General features: G+C 43.6%; 15 protein-coding genes. 10 read left to right on the top strand and 5 right to left on the bottom strand.

Features of this window, described 5'->3' with window-relative positions:
- Nucleotides 1-82: 82 nt before the first annotated feature.
- From QUA47_RS02315 to QUA47_RS02275, 9 genes are all read left to right on the top strand, one after another.
- Nucleotides 83-1420, top strand: a complete 1338-nt coding sequence (locus tag QUA47_RS02315; RefSeq protein WP_333429566.1) for a flippase — start codon at nt 83-85, stop codon at nt 1418-1420.
- Complete coding sequence (locus QUA47_RS02310; protein ID WP_333429565.1) at nt 1417-2631, top strand: hypothetical protein; 1215 nt, start codon at nt 1417-1419, stop codon at nt 2629-2631. The genes QUA47_RS02315 and QUA47_RS02310 overlap by 4 nt, the downstream gene beginning before the upstream one ends.
- Before the next feature lie 22 nt (nt 2632-2653).
- A complete protein-coding gene (locus QUA47_RS02305; protein WP_333429564.1) occupies nt 2654-3586 on the top strand; it encodes a glycosyltransferase family 2 protein in 933 nt (310 codons plus the stop codon).
- A 164-nt stretch (nt 3587-3750) separates the two neighbouring features.
- Nucleotides 3751-4875, top strand: coding sequence for a glycosyltransferase family 1 protein (locus tag QUA47_RS02300; RefSeq protein WP_333429563.1), 1125 nt, complete (start codon nt 3751-3753; stop codon nt 4873-4875).
- 239 nt (nt 4876-5114) lie between these two features.
- Nucleotides 5115-6023: a glycosyltransferase family 2 protein gene (locus QUA47_RS02295; protein WP_333429562.1), complete on the top strand. Its 909-nt coding sequence runs from the start codon at nt 5115-5117 to the stop codon at nt 6021-6023.
- 1 nt (nt 6024) lies between these two features.
- On the top strand, nt 6025-7185 hold the full coding sequence (locus tag QUA47_RS02290; protein WP_333429561.1) for a glycosyltransferase family 4 protein: 1161 nt from the start codon (nt 6025-6027) through the stop codon (nt 7183-7185).
- A gap of 116 nt (nt 7186-7301) precedes the next feature.
- Nucleotides 7302-8531, top strand: a complete 1230-nt coding sequence (locus QUA47_RS02285; protein WP_333429560.1) for a glycosyltransferase — start codon at nt 7302-7304, stop codon at nt 8529-8531.
- A 59-nt stretch (nt 8532-8590) separates the two neighbouring features.
- Nucleotides 8591-9673 (top strand): NAD-dependent epimerase/dehydratase family protein, encoded by a 1083-nt coding sequence (locus tag QUA47_RS02280; protein WP_333406416.1) that lies wholly within the window; start codon nt 8591-8593, stop codon nt 9671-9673.
- Nucleotides 9674-9744: 71 nt separating this feature from the next.
- The gene (locus QUA47_RS02275; RefSeq protein ID WP_333406417.1) at nt 9745-10590 is read left to right on the top strand and encodes a WecB/TagA/CpsF family glycosyltransferase; all 846 of its coding nucleotides are present in this window, start codon (nt 9745-9747) and stop codon (nt 10588-10590) included.
- 353 nt (nt 10591-10943) lie between these two features.
- Here QUA47_RS02275 and QUA47_RS02270 read toward each other — a convergent pair whose 3' ends face one another.
- The 5 genes from QUA47_RS02270 to QUA47_RS02250 form a co-directional block, all read right to left on the bottom strand.
- A complete protein-coding gene (locus QUA47_RS02270) occupies nt 10944-11177 on the bottom strand; it encodes a hypothetical protein (protein WP_333429559.1) in 234 nt (77 codons plus the stop codon).
- Between the two features lie 4 nt (nt 11178-11181).
- Nucleotides 11182-11673 (bottom strand): class I SAM-dependent methyltransferase, encoded by a 492-nt coding sequence (locus tag QUA47_RS02265; RefSeq protein WP_333429558.1) that lies wholly within the window; start codon nt 11671-11673, stop codon nt 11182-11184.
- An 839-nt stretch (nt 11674-12512) separates the two neighbouring features.
- Nucleotides 12513-13472, bottom strand: coding sequence for a DUF362 domain-containing protein (locus tag QUA47_RS02260; RefSeq protein WP_333429557.1), 960 nt, complete (start codon nt 13470-13472; stop codon nt 12513-12515).
- Between the two features lie 128 nt (nt 13473-13600).
- Entirely contained in the window at nt 13601-13927 is a 327-nt protein-coding gene (locus tag QUA47_RS02255; protein ID WP_333284934.1) for a hypothetical protein, read from the bottom strand.
- 173 nt (nt 13928-14100) lie between these two features.
- Nucleotides 14101-15525: an aspartate ammonia-lyase gene (locus QUA47_RS02250; RefSeq protein ID WP_333429635.1), complete on the bottom strand. Its 1425-nt coding sequence runs from the start codon at nt 15523-15525 to the stop codon at nt 14101-14103.
- Between the two features lie 404 nt (nt 15526-15929).
- Here QUA47_RS02250 and QUA47_RS02245 point away from each other — a divergent pair, with 404 nt between their 5' ends.
- Nucleotides 15930-16379 (top strand): hypothetical protein, encoded by a 450-nt coding sequence (locus QUA47_RS02245; protein WP_333429556.1) that lies wholly within the window; start codon nt 15930-15932, stop codon nt 16377-16379.
- Nucleotides 16380-16505: the final 126 nt, after the last annotated feature.

Genomic DNA, 16505 nt, shown 5'->3' with positions numbered 1-16505 from the left:
TAGGATCAACCAGTCTAATTCTGCGAGATTGCCGAGCCTGCCAGAACCGCGTTTGTGTTTTGTAAAGATTTAAAATATTCTGATGCTAGATAAGTTAACTGCGGTCAGTCAAAGGCTCGCCCCTAGTCTGCGCCAGGTACTCAGCAACATAGCTTGGCTGTTCACTGACCAAATCTTGCAGATGGGTCTAGGTCTGTTTGTAGGCCTTTGGGTGGCTCGCTATCTTGGTCCGACACAATTTGGATTGCTCAACTACGCGCTCGCCTTTGTGTCGCTGTTTAGTTCGGTAGCAACGATGGGCTTGGGTACTCTGGTAGTGCGGAATATCGCTCGCGACCCCGAATGCAAAAATGAGACCCTGGGAACTGCCTTCGGACTGCAATTTACTGGTGGCTGCATCACTTTGGTGTTAAGTGTCACCGTGATTGCGCTACTCAAGCCCAACGACACTCTGACTCGGTGGCTGGTAGGTATCATCGCAGCAGGAACCATCTTTAATGCTTTTGAAGCAATCAATTTTTGGTTCCAGTCCCAAATCCAGTCAAAATATACAGTGTTGGCTAAAAATTCGGTATGTTTTTTAGTTGCTGCAGTCAGAATTGGGTTAGTGACTATTAAAGCCCCCCTGCTTGCCTTCGCCTGGATTCGATTGGCAGAGGTGGCATTGGTAGGAATGGCTTATGTATATTTTTATAAGCTTACTGGGAATAAAATTAAGGATTGGCAATTCAGTTGGGAGCGGGGTAAGGAACTGCTATCGGAGAGTTGGCCGATAATTTTGTCGGGATTGGCAATTTATCTGTACTCAAAAACCGATCAGATCATGCTCGGTGCGATGAATAAAAATGCTGAACTGGGCTATTATGCTGCAGCGGTTAAAATTTCGGAAATCTGCGATTTCTTGCCGATGATTCTATCAAGCTCTATTTTCCCCAAACTAGCGAATTTGAGAAAGACAAATTATGAAGAATATCTAAATAAATTTCAAATTTACTCGGATATTATGATATTTTTATGGTTGGGAGTGGCCATACCGATATCATTACTTTCTCCATGGATAGTGCATCTGCTTTACGGGGAAAACTATGCGAAGTCAGCAGCGGTACTGGCTCTCTATGTTTGGGCGCAATTTGGTAGTAATTTTGGAGTAGCACGGAGCACATATTTGAACATAGAAGGTCAGTTGCGCTACGGTCTTTACTTGACTGTAGTCGGATCTATTCTAAATGTAGGGTTGAACTTTTGGTTGATTCCTAAGTATGGAGCTTTTGGAGCAACGGCGGCTACTCTGATAACTTATTTTTACGTGATTATATTAGTCAATTTCTTAATTAAGGAATTGCGGCCTTTTAGCACTTTCATCTGGCGCTCCTTTAACTTATACAAGGCGGCTGGTAGAATCAGAGGATTAGTAAAGTGATTCAAATTAAACCTAAAATCGAACAGCGCTCGAATTGCCCCTATTGCGGGACAGAACTTAATGCCAAAAGTATTTTGTGGCAAGGAATACATATTGTTCTGGACTGTAAGTGCGGGGGATGTGGAAGCCAAATAATGGACGAGTTGAGAGTAGGTCATGGAGTTAGAAACTCCGTCCAAGTTGATACCATCAAAGGTGAAGTTTTTGCAAAAGTTGCTAATATAAAAGAATGGCTAGGCAAACCATTACTCTCTTCACTCCAAAATCCTCAACCCGAAAAACTTGAGATTGTCAAAGAAAGTTTTAAACCCTGCAAGCGGGTAATTATCTTAAACTGTATCGATCATCTTTATGGTCATTCCCTGCTGAAGTTGCTAAATGCACAAAGGCACTTAGAATGCAACTTTGACTGCGGGTTAGTTGTGATAGTTCCTAAGTTTCTAAGGTGGATGGTTCCTGATGAAGTTGCCGAAGTCTGGACAGTACCTATTTCTTTAAAAAATGGTCAAACTTACTATCCCAGCTTCGCTGAGTTTGTTGAGGAAGAAACGAAACGCTTTGATGAAATTTATGTCAGCGAAGCCCATTCTCATCCTAGCCAGTTTGACATCACGCGGTTTACTAGAGTTCCCAAACACAAATTTGAAGAGCCAGAAATAAGAATTACTTTTATTTGGCGCGAAGATCGTTTATTAGTTAACAGTGGGCTGTTCCGAGTTTTGAAAAAGCTCAATCAACGAGAAAGGGCATTGCCATTACAAAATTTGAAAATTCAGCAGTTATTTGAGAAAATCAGGTTGCAAGTACCAGAAGCAAAATTTGCCGTAGCTGGTTTGGGGACAAAAACTAAGTTTCCCGAATGGATTGAAGATTACAGAGTGGAGAGTTTTAATGAAAAAGTTGAAAAGGAAATATGCAGTGTTTATTCACAAAGCCGCTTAGTAATTGGTCTTCACGGCTCTAATATGTTGCTACCTTCGGCTCATGCTGGTATGACAATTGATTTGATAGATGAGCGTTGGGGGAACTTTGCCCAAGATATTTTATACCAAGAACGTGACCCTAGAATGGCTACTTTCCGCTATAGATTTTTGCCCTATCAGACTAGCAATGATACACTGGCATACATAGCGGCTGTGATGCTTCAGAAGTGGTTGAATTTTAAATCGCAGATGACTGCTGATGTTGTTAATTCAAATGTTGAAGAGTAGTAGAAAAAGTAGAGTAGAAGAAATGTCCAATTACAAAATCCAAACACCCGTCGCTTTTATAATCTTCAAACGTCCAGATACAACGGCTAAAGTATTTGAGGCAATTCGTCAGGCCAAACCCCCCAAATTGTTAGTAATTGCTGACGGCCCACGTTCAGATAGGCTTGGAGAAGATCAAGAATGTGCTGCCACCAGAGCTATTATTGACCAAGTAGATTGGGACTGCGAAGTTATTAAAAATTACGCTGACGTAAATTTGGGTTGTTTGCAGCGGGTTTCTAGCGGTTTGAATTGGGTATTTGATATGGTTGAAGAGGCAATTATTCTTGAGGATGACTGTCTCCCTCATCCTACTTTTTTCCGCTTCGCTGAAGAATTGCTCGATCGTTACCGAGACGACCAGCGGATTCTGTCAATTTCGGGTCAGAATGTTCAATTTGGGCGGAAAAGAACTGATTATAGTTACTACTTTTCTGTCTACAATCACTGCTGGACCTGGGCTAGTTGGAGGCGAGCTTGGCAGCACTATGATTTAGATATGAAGTTGTGGCCGGAAGTTCGCGATGGTAATTTTTTGGTGGATGTATTGGGAGACTCGCACGCTGCAAAAATTTGGACAAATACTTTTCAGCTTTGTTATGAAAGGAAAATAGATAGTTGGGCTTATCGGTGGACATTGGCGAGCTTTATTCAAAATGGAATGAATATTTTGGCGAATGTCAATTTAGTTTCTAATATCGGACATGGTTTCGGAGGAACTAACACGAAGGATGTTAACAGTCCTTACAGTAATATGCCTGTAGAAGCTATAACATTTCCGCTGAAACACCCACCATTTGCAATTCGGGATAAGCAAGCAGATAATTTTACCGAGAACACTTTATACGATTACGATCCGCCGTTTTTAAGAAAGGTGCAAAAAAAAATTAATAAACTTTTGAAACAAATCAGGTAAATATCGTCGCTCACCTACTAAATGATTACTTAGCCCAACATTACAAAACTGAATATTTAGCCCAAGGCATCGCCTGGGTATTGGGATTTTAATATGAATATAATCCCTCTTTTGTGAAACAAGTGTAGAATCCCGTCAAAAATTATTGAAGGTTAAGGTCTAATATGCTAAGAGTTGTCTACGATTATCAAGTTTTTAGCTGGCAAAGATATGGTGGAGTTTCCCGTTATATATATGAGCTAGCAAGTCACCTATCTGAAATAGAAGATATTGACGTAAAAATTTTGGCATTTTTTTATGTAAATGAGTATCTAAAAAAAAGCCAACCTGGTTTAGTCGCGGGTTTTCCAGTACCTTTTATTGCCAGTGGACAATTTCACAAAAACCTCGCGAGATTGAATAACGCAATTTCTCAAGTCTGGTTAAACATAAAAGAACCTGATATTGTCCACCAGACTTATTATAATCAAAGCTACATTCCTAAAAATGCTAAGGTAGTTGTAACCGTTTATGATATGATTCACGAAAAACTAAGTCAATTTTTCGAGCATAAGGATATTTTTAATAAGCAGGATAAAACGACTCAATTTAAAAGGAAATCGGTGAATGAAGCAGACGGTATTATTTGTATATCAGAAAACACGAAAAAAGATTTAATAGAAATATTAGAAGTAGACCCCAACAAGATATCAGTTATTTATCTGGGCTTCTCTCCTAACAAATGGCCCAAAATTGAAAAATTTGTTTCTATCGCCTACCAACCATTTATTTTTTATGTAGGAGAAAGGGGCGGCTACAAAAATTTTGAAGCCTGTTTGCAAGCTTATGCGAGTTCCAGCCAATTGAAGGACAATTTTAATCTAGTATGCTTTGGGGGTGGTAAATTTTCTCAACAAGAGCTTGCTCTAATGGATACCCTAGCATTATCAAAAAATAAAATCTTTCAAGTTTCAGGGGATGACGCTGCTCTAGCAGATTATTACCGCCATGCTTCAGTTTTTATTTATCCATCCCTTTACGAAGGTTTTGGCATCCCTCTCTTAGAGGCAATGTCTCTGCAATGTCCGATCGCTTGCAGCAATACTAGCTCCATGCCTGAAGTAGTCGGAGAAGCAGCCGAATTATTTGACCCGAATGAACCTGACAATATTGCTGAAGCCTTGCAGAACATTTTGTTCTCTACGCAAAAAACTAAAAAGTTAGTACAACTCGGTACAGAAAGAATCAAGCTGTTTTCTTGGGAGACTTGTGCAGAACAAACTAAACAAGTCTACTTATCTCTGTTATAATTTTGTTAACTGATGTACAGGAAGAAGACCGATGTCTCATTTTCATATATTAGTTTTTAATTGTGAACCCATTTCCCTGTTTTTAGACAACTTTGACAAAATCAATAATTTCGCTCCCGAGCCACATAAACTTTATATCTTAGAGGCTTCTTTTAATCATAAACAAGAGCCCGAGAAAGTGGCTAAGAAGGGAAATAAAAAAAATGACGGTTATGGAAGTCTAAACCAATTTATAAATTATGAAAGGCACTAGAATTGCTGTCCTTTTAACTTGCTTCAACCGCAAACAGAAAACATTAGCTTGCTTAGATGCTCTTTTTAAGCAGGCACTTCCAGCCGATGTTGATATTGTAGCCTATTTAGTCGATGATGCCAGCACGGACGGAACCAGCGAGGCAGTTCGTCACACCTATCCTCAAGTCAAGATTTTGTCCGGCGATGGGAACCTATTTTGGAACGGGGGAATGCGGGGGGCTTTCACCGAAGCAATGAAAGATGATCCCGACTACTACCTCTGGTTAAATGATGACACTCTTATTTATCCCGAAACAGTAAGTGTCTTGCTAGAAACCACTCAAAAATTCTCAGAAAAAGGAGAAACTAAAGCAATCGTTGGCGGTTCTACCTGCGACCCAGAAACAGGTAAAACAACATACGGCGGTGTTGTGCGAAATAACCCTTTGCACCCCTTCCGATATGGTGTCCTCGAACCAACAAAAGAGCCTCAGATGTGCGATACTATGCACGGCAACTGCGTATTAATTCCCCGCAGTGTTGTGCAAATGGTCGGCAACCTCGATCCGGCTTTTGTCCATTATATTGGCGATTGGGATTATGGTTTACGAGCCAGACAGAAAGGATGTACAGTTTGGATTGCTCCTGGCTATTTAGGTACTTGTTCCCTCAACCCCCAGGTGACCAAAACGGCTGCTGATAATTTAAGCGAAGGATTGGATAAAATGAGCCAACCGAAAGGTTTATCCTTCAAAGATACTACCCTGCAACCGGCTCAAGAGTGGAAAGTATTTACTCAGCGGCATGGTGGCTGGTTGTGGCCAATTTATTGGCTGCTACCTTATCGTAGGTTAGTTTGGCTTTCAGTGTTGAGTAAACTGGGATTGACTAAAAACAAAACTCAAGGTGAATAGGATGGTTGATAGAAATGAACTCCGCATTGCTTGGCTTGTCCCGGAAGTGGGACTGGGAGCCTACTGGCAGCCGGTTTTGAGAGAATTTACGAAGGTTTTTAAGAATACTGTATTTTATACTGGTGGGGTTTGGCCGGGATTCGATCCCACAATGCCGGGTTCGTCGGTAATTCAGTTAGTAGGAAAGACGAGTTTTGTAGAGACGACAAAGATAGATACAGGCTACGATCGCGGATTTATCGTAGTATCACCTAGTATTATCGGCTATCTGCTCGAATTTCGTCCTCAAGTCGTATTTCCCCAAGCTTTCTCTTTGTGGACTGTGATTGTAGCGCTTTTAAAACCGCTGATGCGGTGGAAAATTGCGATTATTTATGATGGTAGTTCCCCCAATACAGATTTTCGAGATTCAAGTTTTCGGACATTTGTTCGCCGGGTACTTGTGCGGTTTGCTGATGCTTTTGTTTCTAACAGTAATGCGGGTCAGCAATATCTGATAGAAGCGCTTAATGTACCGGAGGATAAAATTTTTACCCGAACCTATCTTGTCCCAGATGCGGGAGCTTTAATGAAACGGCTGGAGGGCACTGAGTCGCCGAATTTGGAGTTGAAACGCCCAATTTTTCTGTATGTGGGGCGCATCACATCAAGAAAGGGAATTAAGACGCTTTTAGAAGCTTGCGCTATTCTTAAAAGTCAAGGTTATGTAGATTATTCGCTGTTGATTATTGGCAAGGGAGCTCAGCGGGAGGAACTGGAAGATTTTATTAAAGAGCGCAATTTTGAAGAGCAGGTAACTTGGGCCGGATGGGTGGAATATGGAAGTTTGGGTTCTTACTTTCAGCAAGCTGATGTTTTTGTATTTCCTACTTTTGAGGATGTCTGGGGAATGGTGGTACCGGAGGCGATGGTTTTTGGCAAACCTGTACTCTGCTCAAATGGCGCAGCTTCCTGCGAATTGATTGCTGAAGGGGAGAATGGTTACATTTTTGATCCTAGAGACTCTCAAGGTTTGGCTGAGGCGATCCGGCGTTTTCTGGACAATCCAGATTTGATTAAGTCAATGGGAGAGCGCTCACGCGAACTAATTGCTCAAAAAAATCCCGAAACAGCCGCCCAAGCTTATGTCGAAGTAACATCCTTTTTAATGGGTAGTGGTTAAGCTGTTGTGGGTAGTAGAAAAAAACAACGTTTTTAAGTAACCAACAAAAACTAACCACTAACAACAAATTAAAAACTCACGCCTAACAACTAACAAGTAACCACTAATAATTGCCGATGAAAATTCTTTTATCTGCCTTTGCCTGCGAACCCGGACAAGGATCTGAGGAAGGAGTGGGCTGGAATGCGGTGGTAGAAGCCGCCAAACATCAAGAAGTTTGGGTACTAACTCGCACCTTTTACCGTACCGCTATTGAAGCTTTCCTCGCCGCGAACCCTAACCCTAACCTGCACTTCGTCTACATTGAGCCTTTCGGCTGGAGCGAAAATTTTAAAGGTAGACAGGGAGGGCTGCAATTGCACTATTACCTGTGGCAAATTTTGGCTTATTTAGAGGCGCGCGCTCTCCACCGCCAAATTAATTTCGACATCGCCCGCCACGTCACCTACGTTAAATTTTGGTCGCCGAGCTTCATCTCGCTGCTGCCTATTCCTTTTATTTGGGGGCCTGTGGGCGGTGGCGAAGCAGCCCCTAAACCTTTTTGGGAAGATTTTAGCTCCAAGGCAAAACTTTACGAAACAGCGCGAGACTGGGGGCAGCGCCTCGGTGAGAGAGATCCCTTTGCCAGGATGACGGCTCGGAGAAGCGTCTTAGCTTTGGCGACGACGGAGGACACGGCTAAGCGGGTGCGGGCGATGGGGGCTAAAAAGGTGCAGGTGCTTTCTGAAGCCGGTCTGTCAAAGGCAGAGATGGCGCGGCTGGGAGAGTGCAAAATGCCAGGGGATTCGCCGATCAGGTTCATCAGTATGGGGCGGTTGCTGCACTGGAAAGGCTATCACCTGGCGGTACGGGCTTTTGCCCAAGCTAACTGGCCGAATGCCGAATATTGGCTGCTGGGGGATGGCCCGGAACGCGATCGCCTTCAGTCTCTAGCGGAAGAATTGGGCATTGCCTCTCAAGTTAAGTTGTGGGGGAGGCTGCCACGCGAGGAAACTTTGGGTAAGCTAGGGGAGTCTCATGTACTTATTCACCCTAGCTTGCACGATTCAGGTGGCTGGACTTGCTTGGAGGGGATGGCCGCGGGGCGTCCCATCATCTGCTTGGATCTGGGAGGGCCGGCTACTCAAGTGACGGCGCAAACGGGGGTAAAAGTACCTGGTTACAATCCAGAACAGGCAGTGCAGGGTCTAGCTGAGGCGATCACTAATTTAGCCGGCGATGCCGATTTGCGATCGCGCTTGGGTGAAGCAGGTCGAAATCACGTCAGGGAAATCTATGATTGGGATGTTAAAGGTAAATTCTTTGCCCAATTGTGCGAAGATGTATGCAAGGAAAAATCAGGCTAACTTCCTATTTGTTCGATCGGGCAAAACAAATAAAACTATATTTTTTCAGGCGGTGAAACGTGGGCGTTGCAATCATTACTGGATCTGCGGGTTTAATTGGCTCTGAGGCGTGTAAATTCTTTGCCAAACAAGGCTTAGATATAGTTGGCATCGACAATAATATGCGCCAGTTCTTTTTTGGTGCGGATGGTTCTACAAACTGGAACCGCCAACAGCTAGAAAAGTCCTTGGGAACCAAGTATTATCACTTAGATGTGGACATTCGCGACTATGAAGCGATTACCAATATCTTTCAGCGGTACGGCGAGTCGATCGAATTAGTAATTCACACAGCAGCCCAGCCCAGCCATGATTGGGCTTCCCGTGCTCCGAAAATAGACTTTACCGTCAATGCCAACGGCACTCTCAATCTTCTAGAAGTAACTCGCCTGTACTGTCCCAAAGCTGTTTTTATTTTCACTTCTACAAACAAAGTATACGGCGATACACCTAACAGTTTGCCTTTAATTGAATTAGAACACAGGTGGGAAATTGAACCCGGGCATACTTACGAAGGTGGCATTCGGGAAGATATGTCAATCGACCAGTGCCTGCACAGTTTGTTTGGTGCTTCTAAGGTAGCTGCTGACGTTTTAGTTCAAGAATACGGTCGATATTTTAATATGAACACCGCTTGTTTTCGCGGTGGCTGTTTGACGGGGCCAAATCACTCGGGAGCTCAATTGCACGGCTTCCTCGCCTACTTGATGAAGTGTGCCGTGACGGGAACTCCTTACACGGTGTTTGGCTACAAAGGCAAGCAAGTCCGCGATAACATTCACAGCGCGGATTTAATTGCGGCATTTTATGAATTTTATAAAGCTCCCAGAAGCGCCCAAGTTTATAATACAGGAGGAGGCCGGTACAGCAATTGTTCGATGTTAGAAGCGATTCAGATGTGCGAGGCAATTGCGGAACGCAAATTTAATTGGACTTATGCTGAAGGAAATCGGATTGGCGATCACATTTGGTGGATTAGCGACAATTCAAAATTTTCCAGTCACTATCCTAACTGGAAAATGAAATATAACGTTAAACAAATCTTACAGGAGATTTATGAATGTAACCGCGAGCGTTGGCTGAAAGAAGGGTCGGATAATTAAGGAAAAAAAAATGTGCAGGGAATTTGGGTAAACGATTGAATATAACGTTAAACAAATTTTAGGGGAGATTTATGAGTGTAAGCGCGAGCGTTGGCTTAAAGAGGTGTTCCATGATTGATAAAGGGAAAAAGAATGTACTCGGCATATTAGTAAATGCCGTTAATTATGAAGCGGCTGTGAGCAAAATTATTGCGGCAGCTAGCGCCGGAAAACCCATGTCAGTTTCGGCTCTAGCGGTTCACGGGGTAATGACTGGCGTTCTTGACAGCACTCATCGCTATCGGATCAATCACATTGACTTAGTATTGCCCGACGGACAGCCGGTAAGGTGGGCGTTAAATTGGCTCTACCATACGGAATTGCCCGATCGAGTTTGCGGGCCGAATGCTATGTTACAAATCTGCGAACGTGCGGCAGAAGAAGGATTACCTATCTATTTGTACGGCTCTCAAGCTTCTGTACTCGAGGCTTTATCTCGCAATCTCTGCCAGCGTTTTCCCAAGTTAATTATTGCTGGAACTCAGCCTTCTAAATTTAGGCACGTATCGGCCCAAGAGAAACAAGAAATTGCGCAGCAAATCCGCAACAGCGGTGCAGCAATTACTTTTGTCGGTTTGGGGTGTCCGCGACAAGAAGTCTGGGCTTACGAATACCGGGACGACTTATCAATGCCGCTGATTGCTGTAGGTGCTGCTTACGATTTTCATGCGGGTAATTTGGCTAAATCTCCTGAGTTTTTATCTAAGATAGGTTTGGAATGGCTGTTTCGGATGATTAAGGAACCCAAGCGCCTCTGGCAGCGGTATGTTTTTTTGAATCCGCTTTATATCTGGCTGTTTTTGCTGCAAGCTTTGAAAATCAAACAATTCGACCCCACAGACGCCACCCCGCCTGTGGAAGAAGTATTGTATGGTTGAAATTTAAAAGTTTTAGGTGAATTATGGGTGCTCACAAGTAAAAAGTAAACAAGCAAAAAGTACAGATAGTAACTAATTATTTTGAGGTGCAACTGCGATCCTATCTTCAAGAGGAGTTACGTCAGAAAGCAATTTTTACATTATTTATGGGGTAAGGTGCGCACTGCGCACCCTACATATAGAGTTTGTGCGTCAGTCTCGATCGAGCCAGCTTTAGTGCTGGGTCAATAGTCGTATTTGGTTTGAGCGCACTCCTGGCATTGGGGATTATCGCAGGGGAGCGCAAAAGTATTTTGAGTGTGTAACCAAACTGGATATAAAACCAAAAGTTTATTGCTATTACCTCGCTTGCGCTATGGCTTTTGGGCTACAATCCGGATCGAATCGTACTTGTTTTCATCAGCCGCAAAAATTGTTTTCAGCAGTAGATTCCAAGCTTGGGCCTTACTGTTTTCTTTGGGCTTTACCATCCGATGGGATTCCATTGAATCGAACAAACTCAAAATTTTTCTTTCCTCCTCGATCCAACTGTTGGCAAATTGGCGATAGTAGCCATTAAACTCGGTAGAAATTATCTCAAATCCCACTTTTTTACAGATAGCGCGAAAGCTCTGCGGGGTGAAGAAATACAAATGCCTTGGTACATCTCGATGCATCCATGCAATCCCTGAGGACTTCAGCCCCATAAGAGTTATTTGGTACTTCCATCACCAATTTGCCACCATCCACGAGCAACTGCATGGCATTGCGGAGTGCAAGTAAAGGATCTCTGGTATGTTCGAGTACGTGGTCCATCACAATCATGTCGTACTGTCTAGACATGACTTCCGGGGGCAAAGATTCAGCAGTACCATAAAATACATCAAGACCTCGCTGCTGGGCCAAAACCAAAGCTTGTCGATCTGGTTCTACGCCCCAGACTTTGTGACCATCTGCTTGCAGTTCTTGCAGCATTTGGCAGTTGGCGCAACCGATTTCTAAGATCGAGCAGGAAGCAGTCCCGAACTGTTGCTTCCACCATTGACTTGTGACATCTACTCCGCGATCGAAACGCCAAGCTAGATGCCCGCGCAATTTATCCAAGAAGGAAATAGAAGAGGAAGACTCGGAACCTGTAGAGTCTGTATGATGAGTATAATACTCGTCAATCTCGTAGAAGGTGGCGATTTCGTTGAGTTCGGGTAAAGGATGAATGCATCCAAGTTGTGACTTTTCGCATCAGTAAAATTGAAAGGATTCTTTGTTTGCAGGTCTGCGCCAATCACCGGGTATCAATAGCCACGGTTTCATACTCTGTCCCGATATAGGGCAGACTACGGTAGGACTTAAGCAATTTTGACTTTGCATTTTAGTTTTCATTATTTAGGTACTTGATGTACTAATAACCACTGATCTTGGATTTCAAATCCGCAAAGAAATTATGTGCCAGTGACCATTGCGGAATCCGAAATACCGCGGATGATTGCCCCAAAATTATTAGGCTTCGGAAACACGATTGCTGCGGCGTGGTTTTCAGCTTACATCGAATTTAAGCTAACGCATTTAACTTGCTTGGTCACATTTGATAAAAAAACTATACATTCTGCTATCTGGCTGTGAGTAAGTTTTCCTATATTTAGGAATTCAGCAATAATTAAAGTATAAATTAAGTTATACAACTGGGTAGCGATGTAGGCTGCGAGCGAGACCAATAAAAACTTTCTTGCATTTGTAGCTAAATAATATTGCTGAAATCTTTTGCGAAAGCGAAGTATAAAATTTGCGATTTCATATATCGGTGGGCGCAAATGTTGCGCCCGCTACTGTTGCTCGATCTAAAAATTTAGCTCCCAGTTGAGTTAGGAAGCCAAACTTTTCTTTAAGCTTCAGCACAAGAGCTGATTGACAAGCGCGCATTTTTATGAATTGGTAGCGAATGCCTCTTATCGATCGGCGTAAGCCCCCATCCGTTCTTTGATAAACCGGATATAAAAATGCCTGAAAGTAGACTTAATCACCCGAGGCATACCAAAGTCGATCGGCATCATGTTTTCCGGCAACTTCCAATCCAAAACCTTGAGATGTTCAGGCTGCAAAAGCGGAAAATCAATCGCCTCTAAATTCGAGCAAAGTCCCAATCTCATCGCCGCAGCTACAGTGGGAACCGTCGCCGGATCAGCATTAATAATTTCAACTAAAGTTCTGTCCAAAGCAAACACATCATCAGACGCGGCCAAAATTCCCAAGAACTTAGGTTCGCCGCCGCTTGGCCCGTTACCTTCGTGACCGATAATTCCATCCAAAATCGTCAAATTTGGGTTAATTGCCCGGGCAGTTTCTACCAGCATTTCACCGAATCTGGCGCTATCTTTGCCAGCTTCCATGTGCCACCAAGCCTTCATTTTGCCGGGGACGCACCCAAACAAATTTTTCACGCCCATTGTCACGGTTAATTGAACGTGAGATTTTAGTTTTGGCAAATTAATCACTACATCCGCTTCCATTGCTTCTTTGCAAATTCGCAGATGATTGAAATCTTCGCTGACAGTTTCGTAGCGTTTTCCTTGAAACTCAACTACTGGCAAATTCAGTTCTTCCAACAGCGGCAAATAACCGTTGGCTTTGGCTACACCCATGGCGCTGCCAAAAGCTGGACTATCACCTAAAAACGGTTTTCCTCCCGCTTCAATCACCATTTTAGCGACGCAGTAAACCAATTCCGGGCGGGTGACGCATTCTTTTGTAGGGCGAGAACCTGTCAGGAGATTGGGTTTGAGTAAAACCCGATCGCCCGATTTGACAAAAGCCGAGATTCCGCCCCAGGGTGCGAGCAAACTTTCTAAAGATGCTTGCAAGATTTGGCGATCGTATGAATTGGCACGAATTAAACTAACAGCCGACATAATTGGTAATTGGTAATTGGTAATTGATAATTGGTAATTAGTAATTGGTAGTGGGTAATTTTCCCTCGCTATTAATTGTCAGCGATTATCCTTACCCATTACCCATTACCGCTAACTAGCAACTCGGTTTAAGTATCCATCGGCAATCTGCCCGCTGCCGCCCGCTGCATGGTACTAACTCGCAGCGAGTTAGAGAATACTCCTTGACCTTGAAGTGCCGGGATAGCAGGTTTTACTTCTACTTTTACTACCCGGGCCGTACAGATAAAAACCGTTTGATCTGCTAAATGGAAAGTCAACCAAGGTTGATTTAACAAATTCAGCACTTCCTCTTGGAATTCTTGTGCAGGCATCGGAAGAGTAAAGGTTTCTGCGTGACCTTCCACATAATGAAATGTCACGTGAGTCGTGTTCTCTTTATCTTGAGTTAATTTGGCAAAGGAACCTGCACGCATAAATTTTGCTCCAAAACTTTAAACTATAAAAAAATTCAGAATTAAATATCAAAAAATTGAATTCTGAATTGTTTAACTTTAACCTGTGACAGCCATCAAGCAGAACTCAGAAGGCAGAAGGCAGAATTAAATCGAGTTCAGCCTTCTAGTTTCTAGCTGATACCTGCGAGATCCTAAACGTTAGCAGAAGATGTCGGCATCGCACTCATTTTCTCTAAATCTAGAACTTTTGCCAAGTCTTCTGCACTCATTAAACCCCGTTCTAACACAATTTGCCGCAAAGATTTGCCCGTTTCTAGGGATTCTTTAGCGACAGCGGCGGCGTTGAGATAGCCGATGTGAGTGTTGAGGGCGGTAACGAGGGCGAGACTGCCTTCTGCGTAAGCGAGACACCGATCGCCCTTAGCTTCAATTTTTTCGAGGCATTGCGTAGTCAAAGCGCTGATGGTATTGCCCAAAATTTCGATGCTGTGAATCAGATTGTAGGCGATCAGGGGCATCATCACGTTCAATTCTAATTGTCCCGCTTGGGCGGCCAGGGCGATCGCGCTATCGTAACCCATAACTTGAAAACAAACCATCGATGTCATTTCTGCCATCACAGGGTTGTATTTTCCCGGCATAATTGACGAACCGGGTTGCACAGGAGGCAGTTGAATTTCTTTCAAACCTGTTTTCGGCCCGGAGTCCATCAAACGCAAGTCGTGGGACATTTTAACGCAATCCTGAGCAAGATTTCGCAGTGCACCGGACACATTTACAAACGGTGCCATACTCTGCATAGCAGCCATTAAATGCTTTGCTGGTTTCAGGGGGTGGTCGATTAATTCTGAGAGAATATCAGCAACTTTTTGACAGTATTCAGGGTGAGTATTTAACCCGGTTCCTGCCGCACTTCCCCCCAATCCCAGTGATGTCAAATCATCGGATGCCCTGTCAATTCTCAAAGTATGTTCTCTGAGAATTTGCGCCCAAGCGCCGAAGGTATCGCCCAGTCGAACCGGCACAGCATCTTGCATATGAGTGCGGCCGGATTTTACAATATCTTTGAATTCTTCTGCTTTGTTTTCTAAAGCGACTACGGCATCCGACAAAGCCGGAAAAAGAGTTTTTTCTAACGCCAACAATCCGCCAATCCGAATCGCCGTCGGAATCACATCATTGGTCGATTGACCGTAGTTTACGTGGTCGTTAGGACTGACGCGCTTGTAGTTGCCTTTTTCATCGCCCATAATTTCCAAAGCGCGGTTTGAAAGAACTTCATTAACGTTCATGTGGTGAGAAGTTCCGGCGCCGGCTTGGTAGACATCAACTACAAATTGATCGCGCAATTTGCCAGCTAGGATTTCATCTGCTGCTTGGACAATTGCTTGACTGATATCTTGGGGAATGCAGCCGAGTTCGCCATTGGCGATCGCCGTTGCTTTTTTAATTAAAACACAAGCATCAACGTATGTTGATAAAGGCTTAATGCCGCTAATCGGGAAATTTTCAACAGCCCTTAGAGTTTGGATGCCATAATAGACATTAGATGGGATTTGTTTGTCTCCCATCGAGTCGCTTTCAGTGCGATAGGTTGCGGTTGGGTTTTGAGTCATATCGTCTGGTTTGTGATAATTAGGAATTGTGCAAACAGAACTTACGCACAGTTGGTCAAAAACCGGGTTTCTTGTCGGGGAATCTGTTTGAAAGCGTAGTTTTTTGTCAATAAACCCGGCTTCTGAAGGTTTTTGTGCGTCCTGGACTGGCAATTTTTTTGGTAACACGGCTGACGGGCGATCTTACTTTTCTGCGCCCGCAGGCAACTTTACAGTAATGCGTAAGTCCCGATCGTACAAAATTATCCCACATCTTAGGCTTCAATCTAAAATTTCAAATCTCAAATCGATTGACAGTTTGCAAAAGCTAAAATTAGTCGATCGGTAAGGGCGATCGCACGCAGACAAGGCGAGTCACCTATAATCATACAAGTAAATCCATTTCACAAGAGTGTTAAACTACTATGAACAAACCCGCAAAAAATTTCAAACATCCGCTAAATATTTTGATAATCGGCTTAAGTGCCTCTGCAATTTTTCCGCCTTCAGTAAAGGCTAGATCCAGCATTGTTCCCACCGCAGCCATCCCGGAAAAACCGGCGATTTTAATGAGTCAGCGCCAGCAGGAGATTCAGTTTAAGCGCGGTGCTAGTTCAGCGGAAGTAAAAGGAGGAGTAGCGCGCGGCGAAGTCATGATTTATCTGATTAACGCCAAAGAAGGTCAAACCATGAATGTTGAGATCCAATCTGTTGAGGGAAATGCTGTTTTTAAGGTGGTCGATCCCAATACAAACGCCGTAGCTGAAGGAGAAAAAAGCTGGTCTGGAGAATTGCCCCAGACGGGTAAATATCAGATAGTTGTTGGTACAGAACGAGGAGGAGCCAGTTACACTCTATCAGTTTCGATCAACTAATTGTATGGTGCGTCGCCACGAGATATTGAAGCTGCTTGGAGATTGTTGGTGTTAGAGTCGATAGAGGTGTTGCCACCTCTACCTCTCCTTCAGAACCGGACGTGAGACTTTCACCTCATCCGGCTC

The sequence above is a fragment of the Microcoleus sp. MON2_D5 genome (assembly GCF_036701905.1).
Lineage (GTDB): Bacteria > Cyanobacteriota > Cyanobacteriia > Cyanobacteriales > Microcoleaceae > Microcoleus.
This window is presented reverse-complemented; position numbering and strand designations above follow the sequence as displayed.

Excerpts from the sequence above, each read along its gene's own strand:
- QUA47_RS02305 (WP_333429564.1), top strand. The coding sequence starts at position 2,654 with ATGTCCAATTACAAAATCCAAACACCCGTCGCTTTTATAATCTTCAAA.
- QUA47_RS02260 (WP_333429557.1), bottom strand. The coding sequence starts at position 13,472 with ATGTCGGCTGTTAGTTTAATTCGTGCCAATTCATACGATCGCCAAATC.
- QUA47_RS02315 (WP_333429566.1), top strand. The coding sequence starts at position 83 with ATGCTAGATAAGTTAACTGCGGTCAGTCAAAGGCTCGCCCCTAGTCTG.
- QUA47_RS02250 (WP_333429635.1), bottom strand. The coding sequence starts at position 15,525 with ATGACTCAAAACCCAACCGCAACCTATCGCACTGAAAGCGACTCGATG.
- QUA47_RS02290 (WP_333429561.1), top strand. The coding sequence starts at position 6,025 with ATGGTTGATAGAAATGAACTCCGCATTGCTTGGCTTGTCCCGGAAGTG.
- QUA47_RS02275 (WP_333406417.1), top strand. The coding sequence starts at position 9,745 with ATGAGTGTAAGCGCGAGCGTTGGCTTAAAGAGGTGTTCCATGATTGAT.
- QUA47_RS02300 (WP_333429563.1), top strand. The coding sequence starts at position 3,751 with ATGCTAAGAGTTGTCTACGATTATCAAGTTTTTAGCTGGCAAAGATAT.
- QUA47_RS02255 (WP_333284934.1), bottom strand. The coding sequence starts at position 13,927 with ATGCGTGCAGGTTCCTTTGCCAAATTAACTCAAGATAAAGAGAACACG.
- QUA47_RS02285 (WP_333429560.1), top strand. The coding sequence starts at position 7,302 with ATGAAAATTCTTTTATCTGCCTTTGCCTGCGAACCCGGACAAGGATCT.
- QUA47_RS02295 (WP_333429562.1), top strand. The coding sequence starts at position 5,115 with ATGAAAGGCACTAGAATTGCTGTCCTTTTAACTTGCTTCAACCGCAAA.
- QUA47_RS02245 (WP_333429556.1), top strand. The coding sequence starts at position 15,930 with ATGAACAAACCCGCAAAAAATTTCAAACATCCGCTAAATATTTTGATA.